The 20,868-nt window shown below is 70.3% G+C and carries 16 protein-coding genes; 7 read left to right on the plus strand and 9 right to left on the minus strand.

All coding sequences use genetic code 11. The features are described 5' to 3' along the window. Positions 1-30: 30 nt before the first annotated feature. From ACZ5CR_RS09935 to ACZ5CR_RS09945, 3 genes are all read right to left on the minus strand, one after another. A complete protein-coding gene (locus ACZ5CR_RS09935; RefSeq protein ID WP_468855476.1) occupies positions 31-2,472 on the minus strand; it encodes a GcvT family protein in 2,442 nt (813 codons plus the stop codon). After that, entirely contained in the window at positions 2,469-3,554 is a 1,086-nt protein-coding gene (locus tag ACZ5CR_RS09940; protein WP_468855478.1) for an S-(hydroxymethyl)mycothiol dehydrogenase, read from the minus strand. Before ACZ5CR_RS09940 ends, ACZ5CR_RS09935 begins: the two co-directional genes overlap by 4 nt. 323 nt (positions 3,555-3,877) lie before the next feature. Then, entirely contained in the window at positions 3,878-4,720 is an 843-nt protein-coding gene (locus ACZ5CR_RS09945) for an IclR family transcriptional regulator (protein WP_468855480.1), read from the minus strand. Positions 4,721-4,908: 188 nt separating this feature from the next. Here ACZ5CR_RS09945 and ACZ5CR_RS09950 point away from each other — a divergent pair, with 188 nt between their 5' ends. Both ACZ5CR_RS09950 and ACZ5CR_RS09955 read left to right on the plus strand, forming a co-directional pair. Continuing rightward, positions 4,909-5,229 (plus strand): bifunctional 3-phenylpropionate/cinnamic acid dioxygenase ferredoxin subunit, encoded by a 321-nt coding sequence (locus tag ACZ5CR_RS09950; RefSeq protein ID WP_409056451.1) that lies wholly within the window; start codon positions 4,909-4,911, stop codon positions 5,227-5,229. After that, positions 5,226-6,383, plus strand: coding sequence for an NAD(P)/FAD-dependent oxidoreductase (locus ACZ5CR_RS09955; protein ID WP_468855482.1), 1,158 nt, complete (start codon positions 5,226-5,228; stop codon positions 6,381-6,383). The genes ACZ5CR_RS09950 and ACZ5CR_RS09955 overlap by 4 nt, the downstream gene beginning before the upstream one ends. Before the next feature lie 65 nt (positions 6,384-6,448). Here the strand turns inward: ACZ5CR_RS09955 and ACZ5CR_RS09960 are convergent, their stop codons facing one another. After that, positions 6,449-6,916: a hypothetical protein gene (locus ACZ5CR_RS09960; RefSeq protein WP_468855484.1), complete on the minus strand. Its 468-nt coding sequence runs from the start codon at positions 6,914-6,916 to the stop codon at positions 6,449-6,451. Between the two features lie 442 nt (positions 6,917-7,358). Between ACZ5CR_RS09960 and ACZ5CR_RS09965 the strand changes: the two genes are divergently transcribed. The 5 genes from ACZ5CR_RS09965 to ACZ5CR_RS09985 are packed head-to-tail and all read left to right on the plus strand — an operon-like array spanning position 7,359 to position 15,479. Beyond that, on the plus strand, positions 7,359-10,307 hold the full coding sequence (locus ACZ5CR_RS09965) for a sensor histidine kinase (RefSeq protein ID WP_468855486.1): 2,949 nt from the start codon (positions 7,359-7,361) through the stop codon (positions 10,305-10,307). Continuing rightward, positions 10,304-10,744: a roadblock/LC7 domain-containing protein gene (locus ACZ5CR_RS09970; protein ID WP_389916607.1), complete on the plus strand. Its 441-nt coding sequence runs from the start codon at positions 10,304-10,306 to the stop codon at positions 10,742-10,744. Before ACZ5CR_RS09965 ends, ACZ5CR_RS09970 begins: the two co-directional genes overlap by 4 nt. Positions 10,745-10,753: 9 nt before the next feature. Next, entirely contained in the window at positions 10,754-11,158 is a 405-nt protein-coding gene (locus tag ACZ5CR_RS09975; protein ID WP_190084953.1) for a DUF742 domain-containing protein, read from the plus strand. Positions 11,159-11,182: 24 nt separating this feature from the next. Next, positions 11,183-14,893, plus strand: a complete 3,711-nt coding sequence (locus ACZ5CR_RS09980) for a hydantoinase B/oxoprolinase family protein (RefSeq protein ID WP_468855487.1) — start codon at positions 11,183-11,185, stop codon at positions 14,891-14,893. Beyond that, complete coding sequence (locus tag ACZ5CR_RS09985; protein WP_361192076.1) at positions 14,874-15,479, plus strand: GTP-binding protein; 606 nt, start codon at positions 14,874-14,876, stop codon at positions 15,477-15,479. The genes ACZ5CR_RS09980 and ACZ5CR_RS09985 overlap by 20 nt, the downstream gene beginning before the upstream one ends. A 105-nt stretch (positions 15,480-15,584) precedes the next feature. On the opposite strand, the gene glpK is transcribed toward ACZ5CR_RS09985, so the two are convergent. The 5 genes from glpK to ACZ5CR_RS10010 all read right to left on the minus strand — a co-directional run bounded on the left by glpK (position 15,585) and on the right by ACZ5CR_RS10010 (position 20,828). Beyond that, on the minus strand, positions 15,585-17,105 hold the full coding sequence (glpK, locus tag ACZ5CR_RS09990; protein ID WP_468855489.1) for a glycerol kinase GlpK: 1,521 nt from the start codon (positions 17,103-17,105) through the stop codon (positions 15,585-15,587). A gap of 14 nt (positions 17,106-17,119) precedes the next feature. Beyond that, complete coding sequence (locus ACZ5CR_RS09995) at positions 17,120-17,875, minus strand: MIP/aquaporin family protein (protein ID WP_468855492.1); 756 nt, start codon at positions 17,873-17,875, stop codon at positions 17,120-17,122. Positions 17,876-18,291: 416 nt separating this feature from the next. Continuing rightward, on the minus strand, positions 18,292-19,482 hold the full coding sequence (locus tag ACZ5CR_RS10000; protein ID WP_468855495.1) for a lipid-transfer protein: 1,191 nt from the start codon (positions 19,480-19,482) through the stop codon (positions 18,292-18,294). Next, positions 19,479-19,904, minus strand: a complete 426-nt coding sequence (locus ACZ5CR_RS10005) for a Zn-ribbon domain-containing OB-fold protein (RefSeq protein WP_468855535.1) — start codon at positions 19,902-19,904, stop codon at positions 19,479-19,481. Before ACZ5CR_RS10005 ends, ACZ5CR_RS10000 begins: the two co-directional genes overlap by 4 nt. Positions 19,905-20,021: 117 nt before the next feature. Beyond that, positions 20,022-20,828, minus strand: a complete 807-nt coding sequence (locus ACZ5CR_RS10010) for a M15 family metallopeptidase (protein WP_468855496.1) — start codon at positions 20,826-20,828, stop codon at positions 20,022-20,024. Between the last annotated feature and the right edge of the window lie 40 nt (positions 20,829-20,868).

Raw genomic sequence — 20,868 nt, forward strand, 5'->3', positions numbered from 1 at the left:
GCTTCCTCCATAACTGCTGCCGCTTGGCCTCTAGCGACGGATGCGGGTCATCTTCGGGTCGAACAGCGGTTCTTCGGCGACCGTCGCGGGGACCTTCTCGCCGAAGTACTCGATGTGCACGCTCGCGCCCGTCTCCAGCGGCGGCAGCCACGCGTAGGCGACACAGCGGCCCAGCGTGTATCCGTAAGAGGCGCTGGTGATGTATCCGGCCGGGGCCCCGTCGACGTACACGGGCTCCTTGCCGAGGACGACGGCGGCCGGATCGTCGAGCAGGAGAGCGGTGAGCTTCCGTTTGGGGGAGGCGAGCTGTTCGAGCGCGGCGCGGCCCACGAAGTCGCCCCGGTCCATGCGGACCGCGAAGCCGACACCCGCCTCGTAAGGGTTGTGTTCGGTGGTCATGTCGTGGCCCCACGCGCGGTACCCCTTCTCCAGGCGCAGGCTGTTGAACGCGGAACGCCCCGCCGCGATCACGCCGTGCCGCTGCCCCGCCTCCCAGAGCGTGTCCCAGAGCCGGAGCCCGGTGTCGGCGCTCGTGTAGAGCTCCCAGCCCAGCTCACCGACGTACGACAGACGCATCGCCGTCACCGGGACATGCCCGATGTACGTCTCCTTGGCCCTGAAGTAGCCGAACGCCTCGTGCGAGAAGTCGTCGCGGGTGAGGGGCTGGACCAGATCGCGGGCGAGCGGGCCCCAGACACCGATGCAGCAGGTCCCCGACGTGATGTCCCGTAGGTGTACGCCGTCGGGGGCGTGGCGCAGGAGCCAGTCCAGATCGGCCGGGCTGTTGGCGCCGACCTGGAAGCGGTGCGGGGCGAGCCGCGCCACCGTCAGGTCCGAGCGGATGCCGCCCGACTCGTCCAGGAGGAGGGTGTACGTCACCGCACCGGGCTTCTTGGCCAGGTTGTTGGAGGTCATGCGCTGAAGGAACGCGAGCGCGCCGGGCCCTGACACCTCCAGGCGGCGCAGGGGAGTCATGTCGTAGAGGGCGACCCTCTCGCGCGTGCCCCGTGCCTCGGCCGCCGCGATCGGCGACCAGTGCCGGGCCGACCAGGCGTCGCGTCCGGGGACCTCGACGTCCGCGAGGAGCGGGGCGTTCGCCTCGTACCAGTGCGGACGCTCCCAGCCGCCGCCCTCCAGGAAGACGGCGCCCAGCTCCTGCTGCCGGGCGTAGAAGGGGCTGACCCGCAGCGGCCGGGGCTGCTCCATGGGCTGCAGCGGATGGAGGACGTCGTAGACCTCGACGAACTGCTGTGCGCCGCGGTCGGCGACGTACGAGGGAGAGCGCTGGGCTTCCTCGAAACGGGTGAGGTCGCAGTCGTGCACGTCGATCGAGGGCCGCCCCTCGACCATCCACTCGGCGACCGCCCTGGCCACGCCCGCGGAGTGCGTCACCCACACCGCCTCGGCCAGCCAGAATCCGCGCAGCGCACGGGACTCGCCGATGACCGGCATCCCGTCGGGGGTGAAGGAGAAGACGCCGTTGAAGCCCTCCGCGACTTCGGTGTCGCGCAGGGGCGGAAGGAGCCAGTGGCAGTCTTCCCAACTCGGCGCGAAATCCCCCTCGGTGAAGGGGTACGAGGACGGCATCTCGGCCGCGTCGTCGTACGCCGGGACTGTGAACGCGTCCACGGGCAGCGGACGGTGGGCGTACGAACCGATGCCGATGCGGTCGGTGTGCTCACGGAAGTACAGATCGCGGTCCTGGAAGCGGAGGATCGGCTTCGAAGCCTCGGTGCGCGGGTCGTTGACGCCTGCGAGTTCGGGGAGCGGTGCGGTCTTCGCGTACTGGTGGGCGAGTGGGAGGAGGGGGATGTCGACACCGGCCATGCGGCTGATCACCGGACCCCAGAAGCCCGCCGCCGTCACGACGTGGTCGGCGGGGAACGTGCCCCGGTCGGTGACGACGGCGGTGACGCGGCCGTCCTCCTGCTCTATGCCGGTGACGGTGTGCCGGTCGAGGAAACGTGCGCCACGCGCGCGTGCCCGCTCGATCTGCGCCCGGCAGGCGAGCACGGCGCGGGCGAGCCCGTCGTCGGGAGTGTGCAGGCCGCCGAGAACCTTGCTCTCGTCGATGAGCGGCCACATCTCTTTGCACCGTGCGGGCCCCACGAGCTCCGCGCGGATGCCCCAGGAAGCGGCGTATCCGGCCTTGCGGTGCAGGTCGGACCAGCGTTCGGGCGTGGTGGCGAGTTCGAGTCCGCCGACCGGGTTGAAGCAGGACAGGCCGTCCACTTCCATGGCCCTGAACTTCTCGACCGTGTACGTCGCGAAGGCGGTCAGTGTCTTGGACGGACCGGTCTGGAAGACCAGGCCGGGGGCGTGCGAGGTGGAGCCTCCGGGGGCCGGGAGCGGCCCCTGTTCGAGGACCGTGACGTCGGTCCAGCCACGGGCGGTCAGTTCGTCGGCGAGAGAGCAGCCGACGATGCCGGCGCCGATGACCAGCACGCGGGGTGGCGAGGAACGGTCGCTCACAGGACCACCACCGAACGCAGGACCTCGCCTCGTTGCATCCGGCCGAACGCCTCCTCGACCTGGTCGAGCGCGATGGTCTCGGAGACGAATCCGTTGAGGTCGAGCCGGCGGCTGAGGTACTGATCGATGAGGATCGGGAAGTCCCGCGTCGGCAGACAGTCGCCGTACCAGGAGGACTTGAGGGCGCCGCCGCGCGAGAACAGGTCGATCAGGGGCAGGTCGATCCTCATCTCCGGGTCGGGCACTCCGACCTGGACGAGCACACCCGCGTGATCGCGCATGTAGAAGGCCTGCTTGTACGTCGACGGGGTGCCGACCGCGTCGATCGCGACGTCGACCCCGAAACCGCCGGTGAGTTCGCGGACCGCCTCGACCGGGTCCGTGCCACGGGAGTTGACGGTGTGGGTGGCGCCGAACCGGGTCGCCCCGTCGAGCTTGGACTCGTCGATGTCGACGGCGATGACACGGCGTGCGCCCGCAAGGGAGGCCCCGGCGATCGCGGCGTCGCCCACCCCGCCGCAGCCGATGACGGCCACGGTGTCGCCGCGGCCCACCTGGCCGGTGTTCACGGCGGCCCCGTATCCGGCCATCACCCCGCAGCCGATGAGCCCGGCGGCCTCGGGGCGTGCCGCCGGGTCGACCTTCACCGCCTGCCCGGCGGCGACCAGGGTCTTCTCGGCGAAGGCGCCGATACCGAGGGCGGGGCTCAAGGGAGTGCCGTCGAGAAGGGTCATGGGCTGGGCGGCGTTGCGTGAGTCGAAGCAGTACCAGGGGCGGCCGCGCAGGCAGGAGCGGCAGGCTCCGCAGGGGGCGCGCCAGGCGAGCACCACATAGTCGTCGGGGGACAGATCGGCGACGTCGGCGCCGACCGCCTCGACGGTGCCTGCGGCCTCATGACCGAGCAGGAACGGGAAGTCGTCGCTGATCGCGCCTTCCCGGTAGTGCAGATCCGTGTGGCAGACCCCGCAGGCCTGCACGGAGACAAGTACCTCTCCCGGTCCGGGATCTGGCACGACGATTGTCTGCACCTCGACGGGTGCGCCCCTTTTCATGGCGACGGCGGCACGGACCTCGTGTGGCACGGCCAGACTCCTCTGCTGTTGCGCTCTGCACGACGGGTTGCGCTATGAGAGACATAGTGGGAACGCCATCAAGAGGCCGTCAAGGGGTGGGAGTTAACCCTTGGCAAATCCGCTGGGCACAGCGAAACGAGGTCGACACGCGACGAGGTCGGCACGCTACGAGGCCGACACGCGACGAGGGCGGCACGCGGCGAGGGCGGCACGCGGCGAGGGCGGCACGCGGCGAGGGCGGCACGCGACGAGGGCGGAACCGGAAATCCCGGTTCCGCCCTCGTCGTTGTGCGCACGCCCAGCGGTGTTGTCCGCGCGTCCAGCGGTGTCCGTCAGAAGCCGAAGCCCATCCGCCGCGACAGCTCCACCGCGGCGGCGACCGTGCGCTTGGCGAGCTCGGTGCGGCGGTCCTCGGTCAGGCGGTACACGGGCCCCGAAGCGCTGAGCGCCCCGATCACCTTGCCGTCGTGTGCGCGCACCGGTGCGGCGACCGCGGCCAGGCCCACTTCGAGCTCCTCCACGGCGATGGCGTAACCCTGGTCGACGACGGCCTCGAGCTCGCCGCGCAGCGCCACCGTCCCGGTCACCGTGTGCTCGGTCAGGCGCGGCAGCGTCCGCGCGATCAGGCCTTCGCGCAGCGTGGTCGGCAGATGGGCCAGGAGGATCTTGCCGCTGGAGGTGGCGTGCAGCGGGGTGCGCCTGCCGAGCCAGTTCTGCGCGGTCACGGACGCGGGGCCGCGGGCCTGCATGATGTTGACCGCGGCGTCGTCGTCCAGGATCGCGATGTTGACCGTCTCGCCCAACTCGTCGGCGAGGTCGCGGCAGACCGGGCCGCCCTCCTGGGAGATGTCGAGACGCACTGCGGCCGCCCCCGCCAGGCGGAGCACGCCGGCCCCCAGGAAGTACTTCCCGCGGTCCTTGGCCTGGCCCACGAGGCCCCGGTTCTCCAGCACGCCGAGCAGCCGGAAGGCCGTCGACTTGTGCACCCCCAACTCGTCGGCGATCTCGGTGACTCCGGCCTCGCCGTGCCGGGCGAGTATCTCCAGGACGGTGACCGCGCGGTCCACGGACTGGACGGATCCCGGGGCCGCCTTCGACTGCTTCTCGCGGGCCTCCTCAGGCTCGTTCTCGCGCGGCTCCCCGATCTGATCAGGCTGTTTCCGCGTGCCGGTCATGTCTTCACTCTCACCACCTCGCGGCCTGTTGAAGCCGCATCTGCGGGAAGCCCTTGACGCGATGGACGTCCCGACCGGATTCTGTTGCGTATAGCGCTCCCTAGTGCGCCATACGAAACATGATGTTACCGAAGGGTCCTGGGTCGAGAAGGGGTCAGGACCGGGCCGAGAGATCAAGAGGGGGGCCCATGATTCCCGTCTGCCGCCTTGAAGACCTCCCCGCGGGCGAATCCGTCCGTGTCGACACCACACCGCCGGTCGCGGTGTTCAACGCCGACGGCGAGATCTACGCCATCGACGACACCTGCAGCCATCAGGACGCCTCTCTCTCCGAGGGCTGGCTCGAGGGCTGTCTGGTCGAATGCCCGCTCCATGCCGCCTCATTCGATCTCCGTACCGGGCTCCCGACCTGTCTGCCAGCCCGCCGCGCCGTGCGCACCCACAGGGTGAGCGTCGACGACGGCACGATCCACGTCCACCTGGTGGCCGAGGAGGGTTCCGCCGCATGAGGACCATCACCGTGGTGGGCGCCTCGCTCGCCGGGCTCTACGCGGCGCGCGAGCTGCGCGCCCAGGGCTACGACGGGCGACTCGTGATCATCGGGGACGAGCCGCACCCACCGTACGACAGGCCGCCGCTGTCCAAGGACTTCCTCACCGGCAAGGCCGACGAGGCCCAACTCGCCCTCTCCGACGACGAGGAGAGCGATGAACTCGCCGCCGAGTGGCTGCTCGGGGTGCGCGCCCGGGGGCTGGACCCGCGCGGCCGCACCGTGCTCCTCGACGACGGCAGGACCATCGCGAGCGACGGCGTGGTCATCGCGACGGGAGCGTCCGCGCGCCGACTGCCGGGCCCCTCTCTGCCAGGGGTGCACACCCTGCGCACCCTGGACGACGCCCGCGCCCTGCGCGGGGAACTGACCGGCGGACCGCGGCGGGTCGTGGTGATCGGCGGTGGCTTCATCGGCGCCGAGACCGCGTCCTCGTGCGCGGCGCTCGGGCACGACGTGACGGTCGTCGAGGCGGCCCCGCTGCCGCTGCTTCCGCAACTGGGCGCGGACATGGCGGCGGTGTGCGCCGGACTGCACGCGCGCGGGGGAGCGGAGCTCGTGACGGGCACCGGTGTCGCCGCGCTGCGCGGCGACACGGCCGTGCGCGGGGTGGAGCTGGCCGACGGCCGTGTGCTCCCCGCCGATGTGGTCGTCGTCGGCATCGGGGCCACTCCCAACACCGGTTGGCTCGCGGGCTCGACCCTCACCCTGGACGACGGAGTGCTCTGCGACGACGGCTGCGTCACCGCACTGCCGCACGTGGTCGCCGTGGGCGATGTCGCCCGCGTGGGCGGCGCGCGCGCCGAGCACTGGACGAGCGCCACGGAGCAACCCCGCGTCGCGGTGCGCAACTTGCTGGCCGGTCACACCGCGGAGACGGTGCGGCCGCTGCCGTACTTCTGGTCCGACCAGTACGGCTCCCGCATCCAGTTCGCGGGGCGGCGGCGCGCCGGCGACACCGTGCGCCTCATCGAGGGCTCGCCGGAGGAGGGGAGCTTCCTCGCCGCGTACGAGCGGGAGGGGCACACCACGGCGGTCCTCGCGATGGACCGGCCGCGCCCCTTCATGCGGATGCGGCGCGGACTCCTCGCGTCGGTGCCCGTGGCGGCCTGACCGGCGGGAGTGCTCCTCGGAGTGCTCCCTGCGCGAAGCTCCTCTTGGTGCGCCTGGAGGTGCGCCTAGGGGTGCGACAGCTGCCCCGCCCCGCCCTGCCGCCGTATGCGTTCCTCGCTCCGCGCCGCCGTCCGGGCCTGTCGACGGGCCCGGCGCCGCTCGCGCCGCAGCTGACGCGCCGTGCTGCTCGGCACCGACACCACGCCGTTCCGTTGGTTCCAGACCTGGCGGGTCACCCACACGTCGAGGACGCCCCAGGTGGCCACCACGGTGCTTGCCACGCTGCTGAGCACCATCGGGAAGGACAGCCAGGATCCGGCCAGCGCGCTCAGGAACGCCGTCATCGCCTGTATCAAGGTCAGCGCCACGATGATCACGGCTCGCACCGCGGCCGTACGCACCGGATCGGGCAGGCGCCGCCTGCGCGCCGGCTCCTCCACCCACAACTCCCTGCGGTCCTCGTCGGCCCCGGGCCGACGCCCGAACGCCTCGTGCTCTTCCGCGGTCGTTCTCTGATGTTCTGCCGTGGCCATCAAATCGTCACTCCCCCGATGCCCCTCGGGCCGTTCGATGAGATGTCGGCGGACCCGACCTCCCAGTGGCTGCCCGGTATACGCAGCTTTACGCCACCTGGTGACGGCATACGGTCCTCCGGTGCCCGCGGTCCCCCAACTCTCGTACTGAAAGACGATCGAGAGGCCCGGAAGATTCCCGCACCGTTCGGAAAAGCGAAGAGATCAGGCCAACTGGGAAGATCGACAAGACGGACTGTGCCAAGTGGCATGTGCCACACGGGGGATGCAATCTCCCGAATTGAAGGGACAACTGGGGACGTCGCTTTTGCGTCACGGCTGAAATCCATCCGGATGCGCCTTCGAGTTGCTCCTGGGTCAGTAGTAGGCTCACGCCGTTTGTTGACGCACATGTGTGCCCCTGGCCAAAGCGCGGCCACAGGGGGCCGATCTGGGGGAGGCCATGCGCTTTCGCGGGAAGTCCATCCGCCGGAAGATCGTGGCATTGCTGCTGGTGCCGCTCATCTCCCTGACCGCGATATGGGGATTCGCCACTTATCTCACCGGTCAGTCGGCCAAGGACCTCATCGACGCCTCCAATGTCGTCGACAAGATCGGCTACCCGATCGAGGACACCGCCAGAGTCGTCCAGCAGGAACGCCGCCAGACCCTCGTCTATCTCGCCGACCCCCGCGCCTCCGACGCGCTCGCCGCACTGCGCCGCAGCCGCACGGCCACCGATGACATGGTCGCCAAAGTCGTGGAGAACGCGGAGCACCCGGACGTGCGGGACGAGATCAGCGGAGAGTCGGCGGACCGGCTCGCCTCGCTCCTCGACTCCTTCGAGGGCATCGAGTCGCTGCGCCGCACGGTCGAGGAAGGCACGATCAGCCGCGCCGGCGCGCTGGAGATGTATACGAAGCTGATCGACCCCTGCTACGGCTTCCTGACGACCCTCCACGGACTCGACGACGTGAAGATGGACCAGCAGGGCCGGGCGCTCGTCGGGGTGAGCCGCGCACGTGAACTGCTCTCCCGCGAGGACGCGTTGCTCGGCTCCGCGCTGGTCGCGCGCCGGCTCACCAAGTCCGAGATCCGGGAGATCTCCGATCTCAGGGCCCAGCGCACGCTGCTGTACGAGGTCAACCTCGCGCAGCTGCCGGAGGACGAGCGCGCCCGGTACGAGCGCTACTGGAACGGCGCCGAGACGACGGAGCTGAGAGCCGCCGAGAAGGCCGTCGTCGAATCCTCGCCCGGCGCCCCGCGCGCCGTCACGTCGGCCCGCTGGGACGCCGCGTCGGGCAAGGCGCTCAAGGATCTCGCCGAGCGCGACAAGGCGGCGGGCGACCGCTACCAGGACCGCGTCGAACCGGTGGCCGTCGGCGTGATCGTGCGCGTCGTCGTGGCAGGCGTGTTCGGCCTGCTCGCCCTGCTCTTCTCGGTCTTCATGTCCGTACGTATCGGCAGCAGCCTCATCCGTGACCTGCGCCGCATGCGCCTGGAGGCCCATGAGGCCTCCGGCGTCCGACTGCCCGGCGTGCTGCGCCGCCTGGCGGCGGGCGAGCACGTCGACGTGGAGACCGAGGCGCCCCGTCTGACGTACGAGAAGGACGAGATCGGCCAGGTCGGCCAGGCGCTCAACACCTTGCAGCGCGCCGCGGTCGAGGCCGCCGTCAAACAGGCCGACCTGCGCCGCGGCGTCTCCGAAGTCTTCGTCAACCTCGCCCGGCGCAGCCAGGTGCTCCTGCACAAGCAGCTCACCCTGCTCGACACGATGGAGCGCAGGACCGAGGACACCGACGAACTCGCCGACCTCTTCCGCCTCGACCACCTCACCACGCGCATGCGGAGGCACGCGGAGGGCCTCGTGATCCTCTCCGGCGCCGCCCCGTCCCGGCAGTGGCGCAAGCCCGTCCAGCTCATGGACGTCGTCCGCGCGGCCGTCGCCGAGGTCGAGGACTACGAGCGCATCGAGGTGCGCCGCCTGCCGCGCATCGCCGTCACCGGGCCCGCGGTCGCCGACCTCACCCACCTGATGGCCGAACTCCTGGAGAACGCCACGGTGTTCTCGCCGCCGCACACCGCGGTGCAGGTCCTCGGCGAGCAGGTCGCCAACGGCTTCACCCTGGAGATCCACGACCGGGGTCTGGGCATGGCGGCCGACGCGCTCCTGGACTCCAACCTCCGCCTCGCGGAGACACCGGAGTTCGAACTCTCCGACACCGACCGCCTCGGCCTCTTCGTGGTGAGCCGCCTCGCCCAGCGGCAGCGCGTACGCGTCTCCTTGCAGCCCTCTCCGTACGGCGGTACCACCGCCGTCGTGTTCATCCCGGAGACGCTGCTCACGGACGACGCGCCGGACACGAACGGTGTCGGGTTCCGCCTCGACAGGCCGCAGCCCAAGCAGGCCGTGGGCCGCGACGCGTCGGGCGACAAGCAGGCCGCGCTCGGTCAGGTGCCCGTACAGCTGCCGGGGCTGCCCGCGTCCGTCCTCGACGGTCCCGTCGAGCTGGAGGCGCCGGTCGGCATGGCGGACCTCGACGCCTTCCCGGGCGGTCTCGGCGACCTCGGCGACCTCGGCGATGTGGACAGCGAGCGCGGCGGGCTCTTCCGGCCGCGCCGCCGTATGACCGGAGTCCCGGGGGACGAGCAGCACCAACAGGCCCGCGAAGAGCGGGAGACGGGTGAGCGCGAGCCGACACGGCCCGACGACCTGCCCTCGCGCAGCAGCAGTGGCAGCGGCAGCGGCAACGTCTTCGGCGGCCCCGGTGAGGACGCGGACTCCGGAGAACCGGTTCAGCTGCCCCGCCGCAGGACCCCGAAGCTGGTCTCCTCGCACGGCCGCCCCGTGACGCACAGCAGGCCCCGGGGCGCCGCGGAGGACGACGACACGGCACCCGAGCGCCCCGAGCGCCCGCAGGCCCCCGTGGGGCGCCCCCAGGGCGGTGCCGTGGACCGCGACCGCTCCCACCGCACCGCGGCCGAGCCCATCGACCTGCCGCGCCGCCCCGAGCCACAGTCCGCCTGGCCCGACCTCTCCCCGCCGCACCGCGACGTCACCGCGGCCGACGCCCCGCCGGACCTCCCGCGGCGCAGCCGGCTCACGCAGAGCGGGCGTACGGAGCCTGCCCGTACGGAAATTCCGCGTGAGGAGCCCACCACCGCCCCCGGCGGACTGCCCCGGCGTGTGCGCCAGGCCAACCTCGCCCCACAATTGAAGGACGGGCCGGAACAGCGTACGGAGCGCGAATCGGCCACGACCAGGCCGGAAGAACGCGACGCCGACGAGGTGCGCAGCCGCATGGCTTCGCTCCAGCGTGGCTGGCAGCGTGGTCGTGAAGAGAACGCCGCGGGCGAAGACGCCTCCGACGGCACAGCACCAGGAACGACATCTGAGGGGGACGGTCGATGACCTCACCGAAGGCCGATGCACGTACCGCCACACCGGGGGGATCGGGAGAGCTCAACTGGCTCCTCGACGAACTGGTGGAGCGGGTCACCAGCATCCGCAAGGCGCTCGTGCTCTCCGGCGACGGCCTGCCCACCGGCCTGTCCAAGGATCTGACCAGGGAGGACAGCGAGCATCTCGCGGCTGTCGCCTCCGGCTTCCACAGCCTCGCCAAGGGCGTCGGACGCCACTTCGAGGCCGGCCGGGTCCGCCAGACCGTGGTCGAGCTCGACGACGCCTTCCTGTTCGTCACGGCCGCGGGGGACGGCAGCGCTCTGGCTGTCCTCTCGGACGCGGACTCCGACGTGGGCCTGGTCGCCTACGAAATGACGCTGCTGGTCAAGAGGGTGGGTGTGCATCTGGGTACGGCGCCGCGCACCGACCTGACCGCGGGAGGGTAGCGGGAGGGTATGAGCGAAGACGGTCAGGGGACACAGGGGACGCATCGCTGGTTCGACGACGACGCCGGACCCGTGGTGCGTCCGTACGCCATGACGCGTGGCCGGACCACCAGTCCGGCACAGCACCGCCTCGATCTGATCGCGGTCGTCATCGCGGAGGCCCGGGCCGGCGACCCGGAAGCGGATCGGACGCTGTCCCCGGAGCACGTGGACATCGTCGGGCTCTGCCGTGACAGCCCCCAGTCGGTCGCCGAACTGGCGGCCGAACTGGACCTTCCCATCGGCGTGATCCGCGTCCTCATCGGCGATCTCGTCGATGACGAACTGGTGCACGTGACACGTCCCGTACCCCCCGCGGAACTCCCGGACGAGAGTATTCTGCGCGACGTGATCAACGGCCTCCGGGCGCTCTGAACAGCGCGGAAGCGGGAGTGAGACGTGACTGGCTGGCAGTTCTGGGTCGACAGGGGCGGCACCTTCACGGATGTCGTCGCGCGGCGTCCCGACGGGCAGCTGCTCACGCACAAGCTCCTGTCCGACAATCCGTCCCGCTATGCCGACGCGGCAGTCGAGGGCATCCGTGAACTCCTGCGCGGCGCCCCTGGCGTCCCGGACGACACGGCGGAGGTGCCCATCGACGTCGTCCGCATGGGTACGACCGTCGCCACCAACGCCCTCCTGGAGCGCAAGGGCGAGCCCACCGCCCTGGTGATCACCCGGGGCTTCGGCGACGCCCTGCGCATCGCCTACCAGAACCGCCCCCGCATCTTCGCCCGCGAGATCGTCCTGCCGGAGCTCCTCTACGACCGGGTGATCGAGGCCGACGAGCGTGTCACCGCCGAGGGCGAGGTCTTACGGGCGCCCGACCTGGAGCAGCTCGAGGGGCCGCTGCGCCAGGCCTACGAGGACGGGATCCGGGCCGTCGCGGTGGTCTGTATGCACAGCCATCTGCACCCCGCCCACGAGCGGGCGATCGCCGAACTGGCCGTCCGCACCGGTTTCCCGCAGGTCTCGCTCTCCAGTGAGGTCAGCCCGCTGATGAAGCTGGTCCCGCGCGGCGACACCGCGGTCGTCGACGCCTACCTGTCGCCCGTCCTGCACCGCTACGTCCAGCACGTCGCCGATGAGCTCAGCGGCGTGCGGCTGATGTTCATGCAGTCGAACGGCGGCCTCACCGAAGCGGGCCAGTTCCGCGGCAAGGACGCGATCCTCTCCGGGCCCGCGGGCGGCATCGTCGGCATGGCCCGCATGTCGCACCGCGCGGGCTTCGACCGCGTCATCGGCTTCGACATGGGCGGCACGTCCACCGACGTGTCGCACTACGCGGGCGAGTACGAACGGGTCTTCACCACGCAGATCGCGGGCGTACGACTGCGCGCGCCGATGCTGGACATCCACACCGTCGCGGCGGGCGGCGGTTCCGTACTCCACTTCGACGGCAGCCGCTATCGCGTGGGCCCCGACTCGGCGGGCGCGACGCCGGGCCCGGCGAGCTATCGGGGCGGAGGCCCGCTCACGGTCACCGACGCCAACGTCGCCCTGGGACGCATCCAACCCACGCACTTCCCCCATGTGTTCGGGCAGGACGGAGACCAGCCCCTCGACGAGGCCCTCGTACGCGAACGCTTCACCGCGCTGGCCCGCGACATCAGGGAACACACCGGCGACGACCGCACTCCGGAGCAGGTCGCCGAGGGCTATCTGCAGATCGCGGTCGCCAACATCGCGGCCGCCGTCAAGCGCATCTCGGTCCAGAAGGGCCACGACGTCACCCGCTACGCCCTCACCACGTTCGGCGGCGCGGGCGGCCAGCACGCCTGCATGGTCGCCGACTCGCTCGGCATCCGCACCGTCCTCGTACCCCCGATGGCGGGAGTGCTCTCCGCGCTCGGCATCGGCCTCGCCGACACCACCGCGATGCGCGAGCAGTCCGTGGAGGCCCGCCTCGAACCGTCCGAGATGCCGCGCGTCCTGAAGACCGCCGACGACCTGGAGGAAGCGGCCCGCGCCGAACTCGTCGCCGAGGACGTGCCCGAGGACCGGGTCCGCGTCACACGCCGTGCCCAGCTGCGCTACGACGGCACCGACACCACGCTCACCGTGGAGCTCACGGAGCCGGACCGCATGATCCGCGTCTTCGAAGAGCGCCACCGCACCACCTACTCCTTCACCCTGGACCGCCCCGTCGTCGTCGAGTCCCTCTCCGTGGAGGCCACCGGCCTGACCGAGCAGCCCGACCTCTCCGCGCTCGCCGGTGACACGCCCCCAGGGGCTCCAAAGACCGTGAGCCTGCACACGGGCGGCACGTGGCGCGACGTGCCCCTGCACCGCCGCGAGGAGTTGCCGCCCGGCCAGAGCGTCGACGGACCCGCGATCATCACCGAGGCCAGCGCCACGACGGTCGTGGACGACGGCTGGCAGGCGGCCATGACACCCGAGGGCCACCTGGTGATGGAACGCGTGGTGGTACCCGAGGGTTCCGGCGCGAGCACCGCGGCCGACCCCGTCCTCCTGGAAGTCTTCAACAACCTCTTCATGTCGATCGCCGAACAGATGGGCGCCCGCCTGGAGTCCACGGCCCAGTCGGTCAACATCAAGGAGCGGCTCGACTTCTCCTGCGCCCTCTTCGACCCGGACGGCAATCTCGTCGCCAACGCCCCGCACATCCCCGTGCACCTGGGCTCGATGGGCACCAGCGTGAAGGAGGTGATCCAGCGCCGCGGCAGCGGCATGCGCCCCGGGGACGCCTACGCGGTCAACGACCCGTACCACGGCGGAACTCACCTCCCGGACGTCACCGTGATCACTCCGGTCTTCGACACGGCGGGGGAGCAGTCCGGCTCGGAGACCTCAAGGGAGCGGATCCTCTTCTACGTGGCGTCGCGCGGGCACCACGCGGAGATCGGCGGCATCGCCCCCGGCTCCATGCCGGCGAACAGCCGCACCATCGAGGAGGAGGGCGTCCTCTTCGACAACTGGCTCCTTGTGGAGGGCGGCCGTTTCCGCGAGGCCGAGACCCGGAGCCTGCTCACCGACGCCCCGTACCCCTCCCGCAACCCGGCGACCAACCTCGCCGACCTGCGCGCCCAGATCGCCGCCAACCAGAAGGGTGTCGACGAAGTCGCCCGCATGATCGAGAACTTCGGGCTCGACGTCGTCCAGGCGTACATGAGGCACGTACAGGACAACGCCGAAGAGGCGGTACGCCGTGTCATCGACGCCCTGGAAGAGGGCGAGTTCACCTATCCGACCGATTCGGGAGCCGTCATCCGGGTCCGCGTCTCGGTGGACCGCGAGGCCCGCTCGGCGACCATCGACTTCACCGGTACGTCTCCCCAGCTCGCCACGAACTTCAACGCGCCCTTCGCGGTGGTCAACGCCGCGGTCCTCTACGTCTTCCGCACCCTGGTGGCCGAGGACATCCCGCTCAACGACGGCTGCCTGCGCCCGCTGCGCATCGTCGTACCGCCGGGCTCCCTGCTCGCACCCGAGCCACCGGCGGCCGTCGTCGCCGGGAACGTCGAGACCTCACAGGCCATCACCGGCGCGCTCTACGGCGCGCTCGGCGTCCAGGCCGAGGGCTCGGGGACGATGAACAACGTCACCTTCGGAAACGACCGCCACCAGTACTACGAGACGGTGGCATCGGGATCCGGAGCGGGCGACGGATTCGACGGGGCGTCCGTCGTCCAGACCCACATGACCAACTCCCGGCTCACCGACCCCGAAGTGCTCGAATGGCGCCTGCCCGTGTTGCTCGAGGAGTTCGCGGTGCGCCGGGGGAGCGGTGGTACCGGGGCGTGGCACGGCGGTGACGGCGCCGTGCGCCGCATCCGCTTCCGCGAGCCGATGACGGTGTCCACGCTCTCGCAGCACCGCAGAGTGGCGCCGTACGGCATGGCGGGCGGCAGCCCCGGAGCGCTCGGCACCGGCCGTGTGGAGCGCGCCGACGGCCAGGTCCAGACGCTGGCAGGCAGCGACTTCGCGGAAGTGGGCCGCGGTGACGTACTCGTGATCGAAACCCCCGGCGGCGGCGGATACGGTCGCACCCCGCACGACAGCAGCACATCAAGCGCATCCCCCGAAACACACGCACCCCCCGAAGCAACTGATCCAGGAGTAGCGAGCGATGATCTTCAAGCGTTCTGAGCGCGGCAAGGCCCCAGTCGAGCCGGTCACGCTGAAGATCCTGGTGGCGGGCGGCTTCGGCGTGGGCAAGACGACCCTCGTCGGCGCGGTCAGCGAGATCAAACCGCTGCGCACCGAGGAGCTGCTCAGCGAGGCGGGCCGCCCGATCGACGACACCAGTGGCGTCTCGGGCAAGCACACCACCACTGTCGCCATGGACTTCGGCCGGATCACGCTCCGCGAGGACCTGGTCCTCTACGTCTTCGGCACCCCGGGCCAGGACCGCTTCTGGTTCCTCTGGGACGAGCTGGCCACCGGGGCGCTCGGCGCCGTGGTCCTCGCGGACACCCGCCGCCTCGAGGACTGCTTCGCGGCCGTCGACTACTTCGAGCGGCGCTCCATACCCTTCGTCGTCGGCGTCAACTGCTTCGAGGGCGCGTCCCGCTACCCCGCCGACGCCGTGCGCCAGGCGCTGGACCTCGACCCCGGCGTCCCCGTGGTGATGTGCGACGCGCGCGAGCGGCAGTCCGTCAAGGAAGTGCTCATCGGAGTGGTGCAGCACGCGATGGCGGCAGCCGCGGCGGCCAGGGAGCCCGCGACCACCTGACCGTGTCTTCTTGTGGCCGTGTCTTCTTGAGAGCCGCGAGTACGCGTGCGCAACCGCGGCCCGTACCCCCGGCCGAGCGGGGTACGGGCCGCGGTCATCCTCGGCTCAGCTCGCGCCGTCCTCGTGCCAGCCGAAGCTTCGCTCCACCGCCTTGCGCCAGTTGCCGTACTCGCGATCGCGTGTGTCCGTCTCCATCGACGGCGTCCACTCGGCGTCCTGCTGCCAGTGCGCCTTCAGCTCGTCGAGGTCGTTCCACACGCCGGTCGCGAGCCCGGCGGCGTACGCGGCGCCCAGGCACGTCGTCTCGGTGATCTTCGGCCGGATCACCGGCACTCCCAGGACGTCCGCCTGATGCTGCATCAGCAGATTGTTCTTGGTCATGCCGCCGTCCACCTTCAGGGTCCGCAGCTGCACCCCGGAGTCCTGGTACATGGCGTCGACGACCTCGCGGGTCTGCCAGCTGGTCGCCTCCAGTACGGCGCGTGCCAGATGCGCCTTGGTCACGTACCGGGTGAGCCCGGTGACGACGCCGCGCGCGTCGGAGCGCCAGTAGGGCGCGAAGAGGCCGGAGAACGCGGGCACGATGTACGCCCCGCCGTTGTCCTCCACGCTCGCGGCCAGGGGCTCGATCTCATCGGCGTTGCGGATGATGCCGAGCTGGTCGCGGAACCACTGCACCAGGGCGCCGGTGATCGCGATGGCCCCTTCGAGGCAGTAGACGGGCGCATCGGAGCCGATCTTGTAGCCCATCGTGGTGAGCAGCCCGTTCTTCGAGGGGACGGGCCGGTTACCGGTGTTGAGCAACAGGAAGCTGCCGGTTCCGTACGTGTTCTTGGCCGTCCCTGTGTCGTAGCAGGCCTGCCCGAAGATGGCCGCCTGCTGGTCGCCGAGTGCGGAGGCGACCGGCACTCCGGAGAGCTGCCCGACCGCTGTGCCGTAGACCTCGGCCGATGACTTGATCTCCGGGAGGATCGCCTCGGGGACGTTCATCGCGGACAGGATCGACTGGTCCCACTGGAGGGTGGCCAGGTTCATCAGCATGGTGCGCCCGGCATTGGTGACGTCCGTGACGTGCACACCGCCGTCCGTGCCACCGGTGAGGTTCCAGATCAGCCAGGAGTCGATGGTGCCGAAGGCGATCTCGCCGCGCTCGGCGCGGGCCCTGAGCCCGGGCACGTTGTCGAGCAGCCAGGCCGCCTTGGGCCCGGAGAAGTAGCTCGCGAGGGGCAGTCCGGTCTGCTCCCGGAACCTGTCCTGGCCGTCCGCGCCGCCCAGCTCGTTGCAGAGAGCCGATGTCCGGGTGTCCTGCCAGACGATCGCGTTGTGCACGGGCTTGCCGGTGGCGCGGTCCCACAGGACGGTCGTCTCGCGCTGGTTGGTGATGCCGAGTGCGCTGAGCTGGTCGGCACGGAGCCCTGCCTTGGCGATCGCTCCCGCGACCACGGCCTGCACCTTCGACCAGATCTCGGCGGCGTCGTGCTCCACCCACCCGGGCTTGGGAAATATCTGACGGTGTTCGCGCTGGTCGACGGCGACGATCTCGCCCGCGTGATTGAAGATGATGCAGCGGCTTGAGGTGGTGCCCTGGTCGATGGCGGCGACGAACTTCTCGGAGTTGTCCGGCATGGCTACCCCTTGAATCAGAAGGCTGCGTTGTAGATGAGACCTGCGAGCGCTCCGCCGATCAGCGGCCCGGCCACGGGGATCCAGGCGTAACTCCAGTCGGATGTGCCCTTGTTCGGGATCGGCAGGAACGTGTGCACGATGCGCGGGCCCAGGTCGCGGGCCGGGTTGATGGCGTAGCCGGTGGGCCCGCCGAGCGAGAGGCCGATGCCGACGACCAGGAAGGCGACGATCAGCACGAGCGTGCCGGACTCGCCAAGCCCCTTGGTCAGGCCGAACGCGAGGAGCGGAAGCACCAGGGCGATGGTCCCGATGATCTCGGTGAGGAGGTTGGCGACCGGGTTACGGATCTCGGGGATGGTCGAGAAGATGCCGAGGGTCGGCGTCGGCTGGTCCACGCCCTGGGTGTCGCCCTTCGTGCCACGCGGGACGTTGGCGTTGAACTGCGCGAAGTAGACGAGATACGCGAGTACGGCGCCGAGCATGGCGCCGACCATCTGCCCGAGCAGGTAGACCCAGACCTTGTCCCACTTGCCCGTGTCGATCGCGATGCCGAGGGTGACGGCGGGGTTGAGGTGGCCCCCGGAGAGCGGCGCGGCGGTGTACGCCCCCGCCATCACGCCGAAGCCCCATCCGAAGGCGATGACGATCCATCCGGAGGCTTTGGCCTTCGAGTAATTCAGGGTGACGGCGGCACATACGCCGGCGCCGAAGAGAATGAGAATCGCGGTGCCGATGGTCTCACCGACGAAAATGTCCCCATTCGAGTACATGGCGGCTCCTAGGGCCTTGCCCGGGGCGGTGGCCCCGGTACTCCGTGCTGGGTGCGTTCCACGACTACTGCCTGGCAGGGCACGGTGATGTCAGCCGAGGGCAGGGGTGTCCCGCGCCCCGCCCGGCTTTCATGGCGAGCGTGCCGTCGCAGTCGAATCGCCCAGAGGGGGATGACCCGCTGAACAGCCCTTGGTGCAGACCCTTCGAGCGTGCAGGGGCCCTGAGCGGCGCGGAGCCAAAAGTGCGGCGATGCCGACTGACACCGGAAGTGTTCACCGGTGGTGATGGAGCGTCAAGGTCGCGGACGGCAACGGTTAACCGGCGTGAGCGCTTCCCCAAGGACCTGTCCAGATCTTCCCCGCGATCCGTCCTCGGCCTTCCCCCGTGACGATCAGCGCAGGGCCGGTGAGAGGGCTCAGCGCACCGCGACGACCGAGGACCCGTGCCCGAAGAGACCTTGATTCGCCGTGATGCCCGCACGCGCCCCCACGACCTGCCGCGCCCCCGCTGTTCCCCTCAACTGCCATGTCAGTTCGCACACTTGGGCAATGGCCTGGGCCGGAACGGCCTCTCCGAAGGAGGCGAGCCCGCCGCTGGGGTTGACCGGTATGCGCCCGCCCGGAGAGGTCGCCCCCTCCCGCAGCAGTTTGGCCCCCTCTCCCTCGCCGCAGAGCCCCAAGTCCTCGTACCACTGGAGTTCGAGCGCGGTGGAGAGGTCATAGACCTCCGCGAAGGAGAGCTCCTCGGGCCCGATGCCCGCTTCTTCGTAGGCCGCGCGCGCGATGGAGGCGCGGAACGTCGTGTCGGCCGGAGCCACGGCGGCCGCGGAGTCCGTCGCGATGTCCGGCAGGTCGAGGACGGTGGTCGGATAGGTCGGGGTCACCGTGGACACGGCCCGGATGCGCACCGGGTCGGGCGCGCCGTGCCGCCGCGCGAACTCCATGCTGGAGAGCACGAGCGCCGCCGCTCCGTCGGAGGTCGCGCAGATGTCGAGCAGCCGCAGGGGATCGGCGACGACGGCCGACGCGGCCACTTCCTCGGCGGAGACCCTCTTTCGGTAGCGCGCGTTCGGATTGAGCGCCCCCGCTGCCGCGTTCTTCACCTTGACCTGGGCGAAGTCTTCCAGCGTGTCGCCGTGCACCGCCATCCTGCGGCGTGCGTACAGGCCGAAGTACGTGGGGTTCGTGGCGCCGAGGACCCGGAACCGCAGCCAGTCCGGATCGTCGTGCCGGTCCCCTCCCGCGGGCCTGAAGAACCCCTTGGGTGCGGCATCGGCCCCGACGACCAGGACGACGTCGGCGAGGCCCGCCAGAATCTGTGTGCGCGCCGTGTTGATCGCCTGCGCCCCCGAGGCGCACGCCGCGTACACGCTCGTCACCCGCGCGCCCTGCCAGCCGAGCGCCTTCGCGAACGTCGCCCCGGCCACGTACCCGGGATAGCCGCCGCGCACCGTGTCCGCGCCGACGATCGAACCCACGTCGCACCAGTCCACCCCGGCGTCGGCGAGCGCCGCGCGGGCCGCCGCTGTCCCGTACTCGATGAAACTCCGGCCCCACTTGCCCCACGGGTGCATGCCCGCGCCGAGCACCGCCACCTCGCTGGTCATGCGCCCACCCCCACAGGCCGCCAGTACCACGTCGTCCACGCCGTCTCGGCATCCTCATCGAGGACGCCGGGGACGACCTCCACCTCCATGCCGACCTCCAGATCGGCGACGGTGACCCCCGAAACCGCCTGGCCGAGCACCACCATGCGCTCCGCTTCCAGCTCCACAGCGATCAACGCGTAGGGCTGCCACGGAAGTTCCGGATCGGACGCATAGGGTGACGGCGGCCGGTAGCGGCTGTCCGTGTACGACCAGACGCGGCCGCGAGGGGAGAGCGGCACCTCGTCGAGGTCACCGCCCGAGCAGCCGGGATTGCGGCAGAAGCCGTCCTCGCGAGGGAAGAAGACGCAGGCGCAGGCCGAGCAGCGCGTGCCCAGAAGGCGGAAGTTGTCTCCCTCCCCGGCGAACCAGCCGGCCACCACAGGAGTACGCGTACGCGACAAGGCTCCTCCACGACACTGGATACCACGACACCGAATCTGACGGAACGTCAGAAGTGTGCCACGGGCAACCGGATCACGTCAGTAGCGAGGCACTCACTACTTCCCGTCCAACGAGCCGCGTGCCACGGGGAAGTCGAAGTACGTGTCCGGGAAGAGCTCGGGCTTGTGGGTGAAGTGCCACCACTCCTCGGGAAGGTTCACGAAGCCGACCTTGGCCAGCGCGCCCCGCAGCAGATCACGGTTGGCGCGCTGCTTGCCGTTGATCCGGGGATCGTCCGTGTGGGAGAGGGTGTCGAAACAGTCGAACCCCGTCCCCATGTCCAGGGAGTTGTCGGGGAACCGCTCGCTCTTGGGCCCGTAGCAGGGTGTGAGCGCCTCTCCGGGGATGTACGGACGCGTCGGCAGGGCAGGCAGTTTCACGACCGTCAGATCGAGCGTCGAGCCGCGGCTGTGCCCGGACTTCGCCGCGATGTAGCCGTCCTCGAACAACCGCGACTTGTCGACATGGGGATAGAACTCCGCCTTCATGCGTACGTCGCCGAGGTCCTCGGCCCAGCGCACGAACTGGTCGACCGCCCGCTGCGGCCGGTAGCAGTCGTACACCTTCAGGGAGTAGCCCTTGCGCAGCAGCGTCCGCTGGGCCTTGTGCAGCGCCTTGGCCGCGGGCTTCGTAAGGATGCACATCGGCTTCCTGTAGCCGTCGACGGGCTCGCCCACGAAGTTGTGCGGCGTGAAGTAGCGCATCTCCTGGATGATCGTCGGGTCGACGTCGCGCAACGCCACGAACGCGTCGGGGGCCTTGGGTTCGGGCTTCGCGTGGGCGGGCGCGGGGGTGACGGCCACGGCGACCAGAGCGGTGGCGGTGACGGCGAGATTCCGCAGGGCGGGGGCAAGTCCTGTCATGAACCCTGCATTTATCAGGATCCGGCCCCGGAGGGAAAGA

It is taken from the genome of Streptomyces sp. NPDC031274, assembly GCF_055570235.1.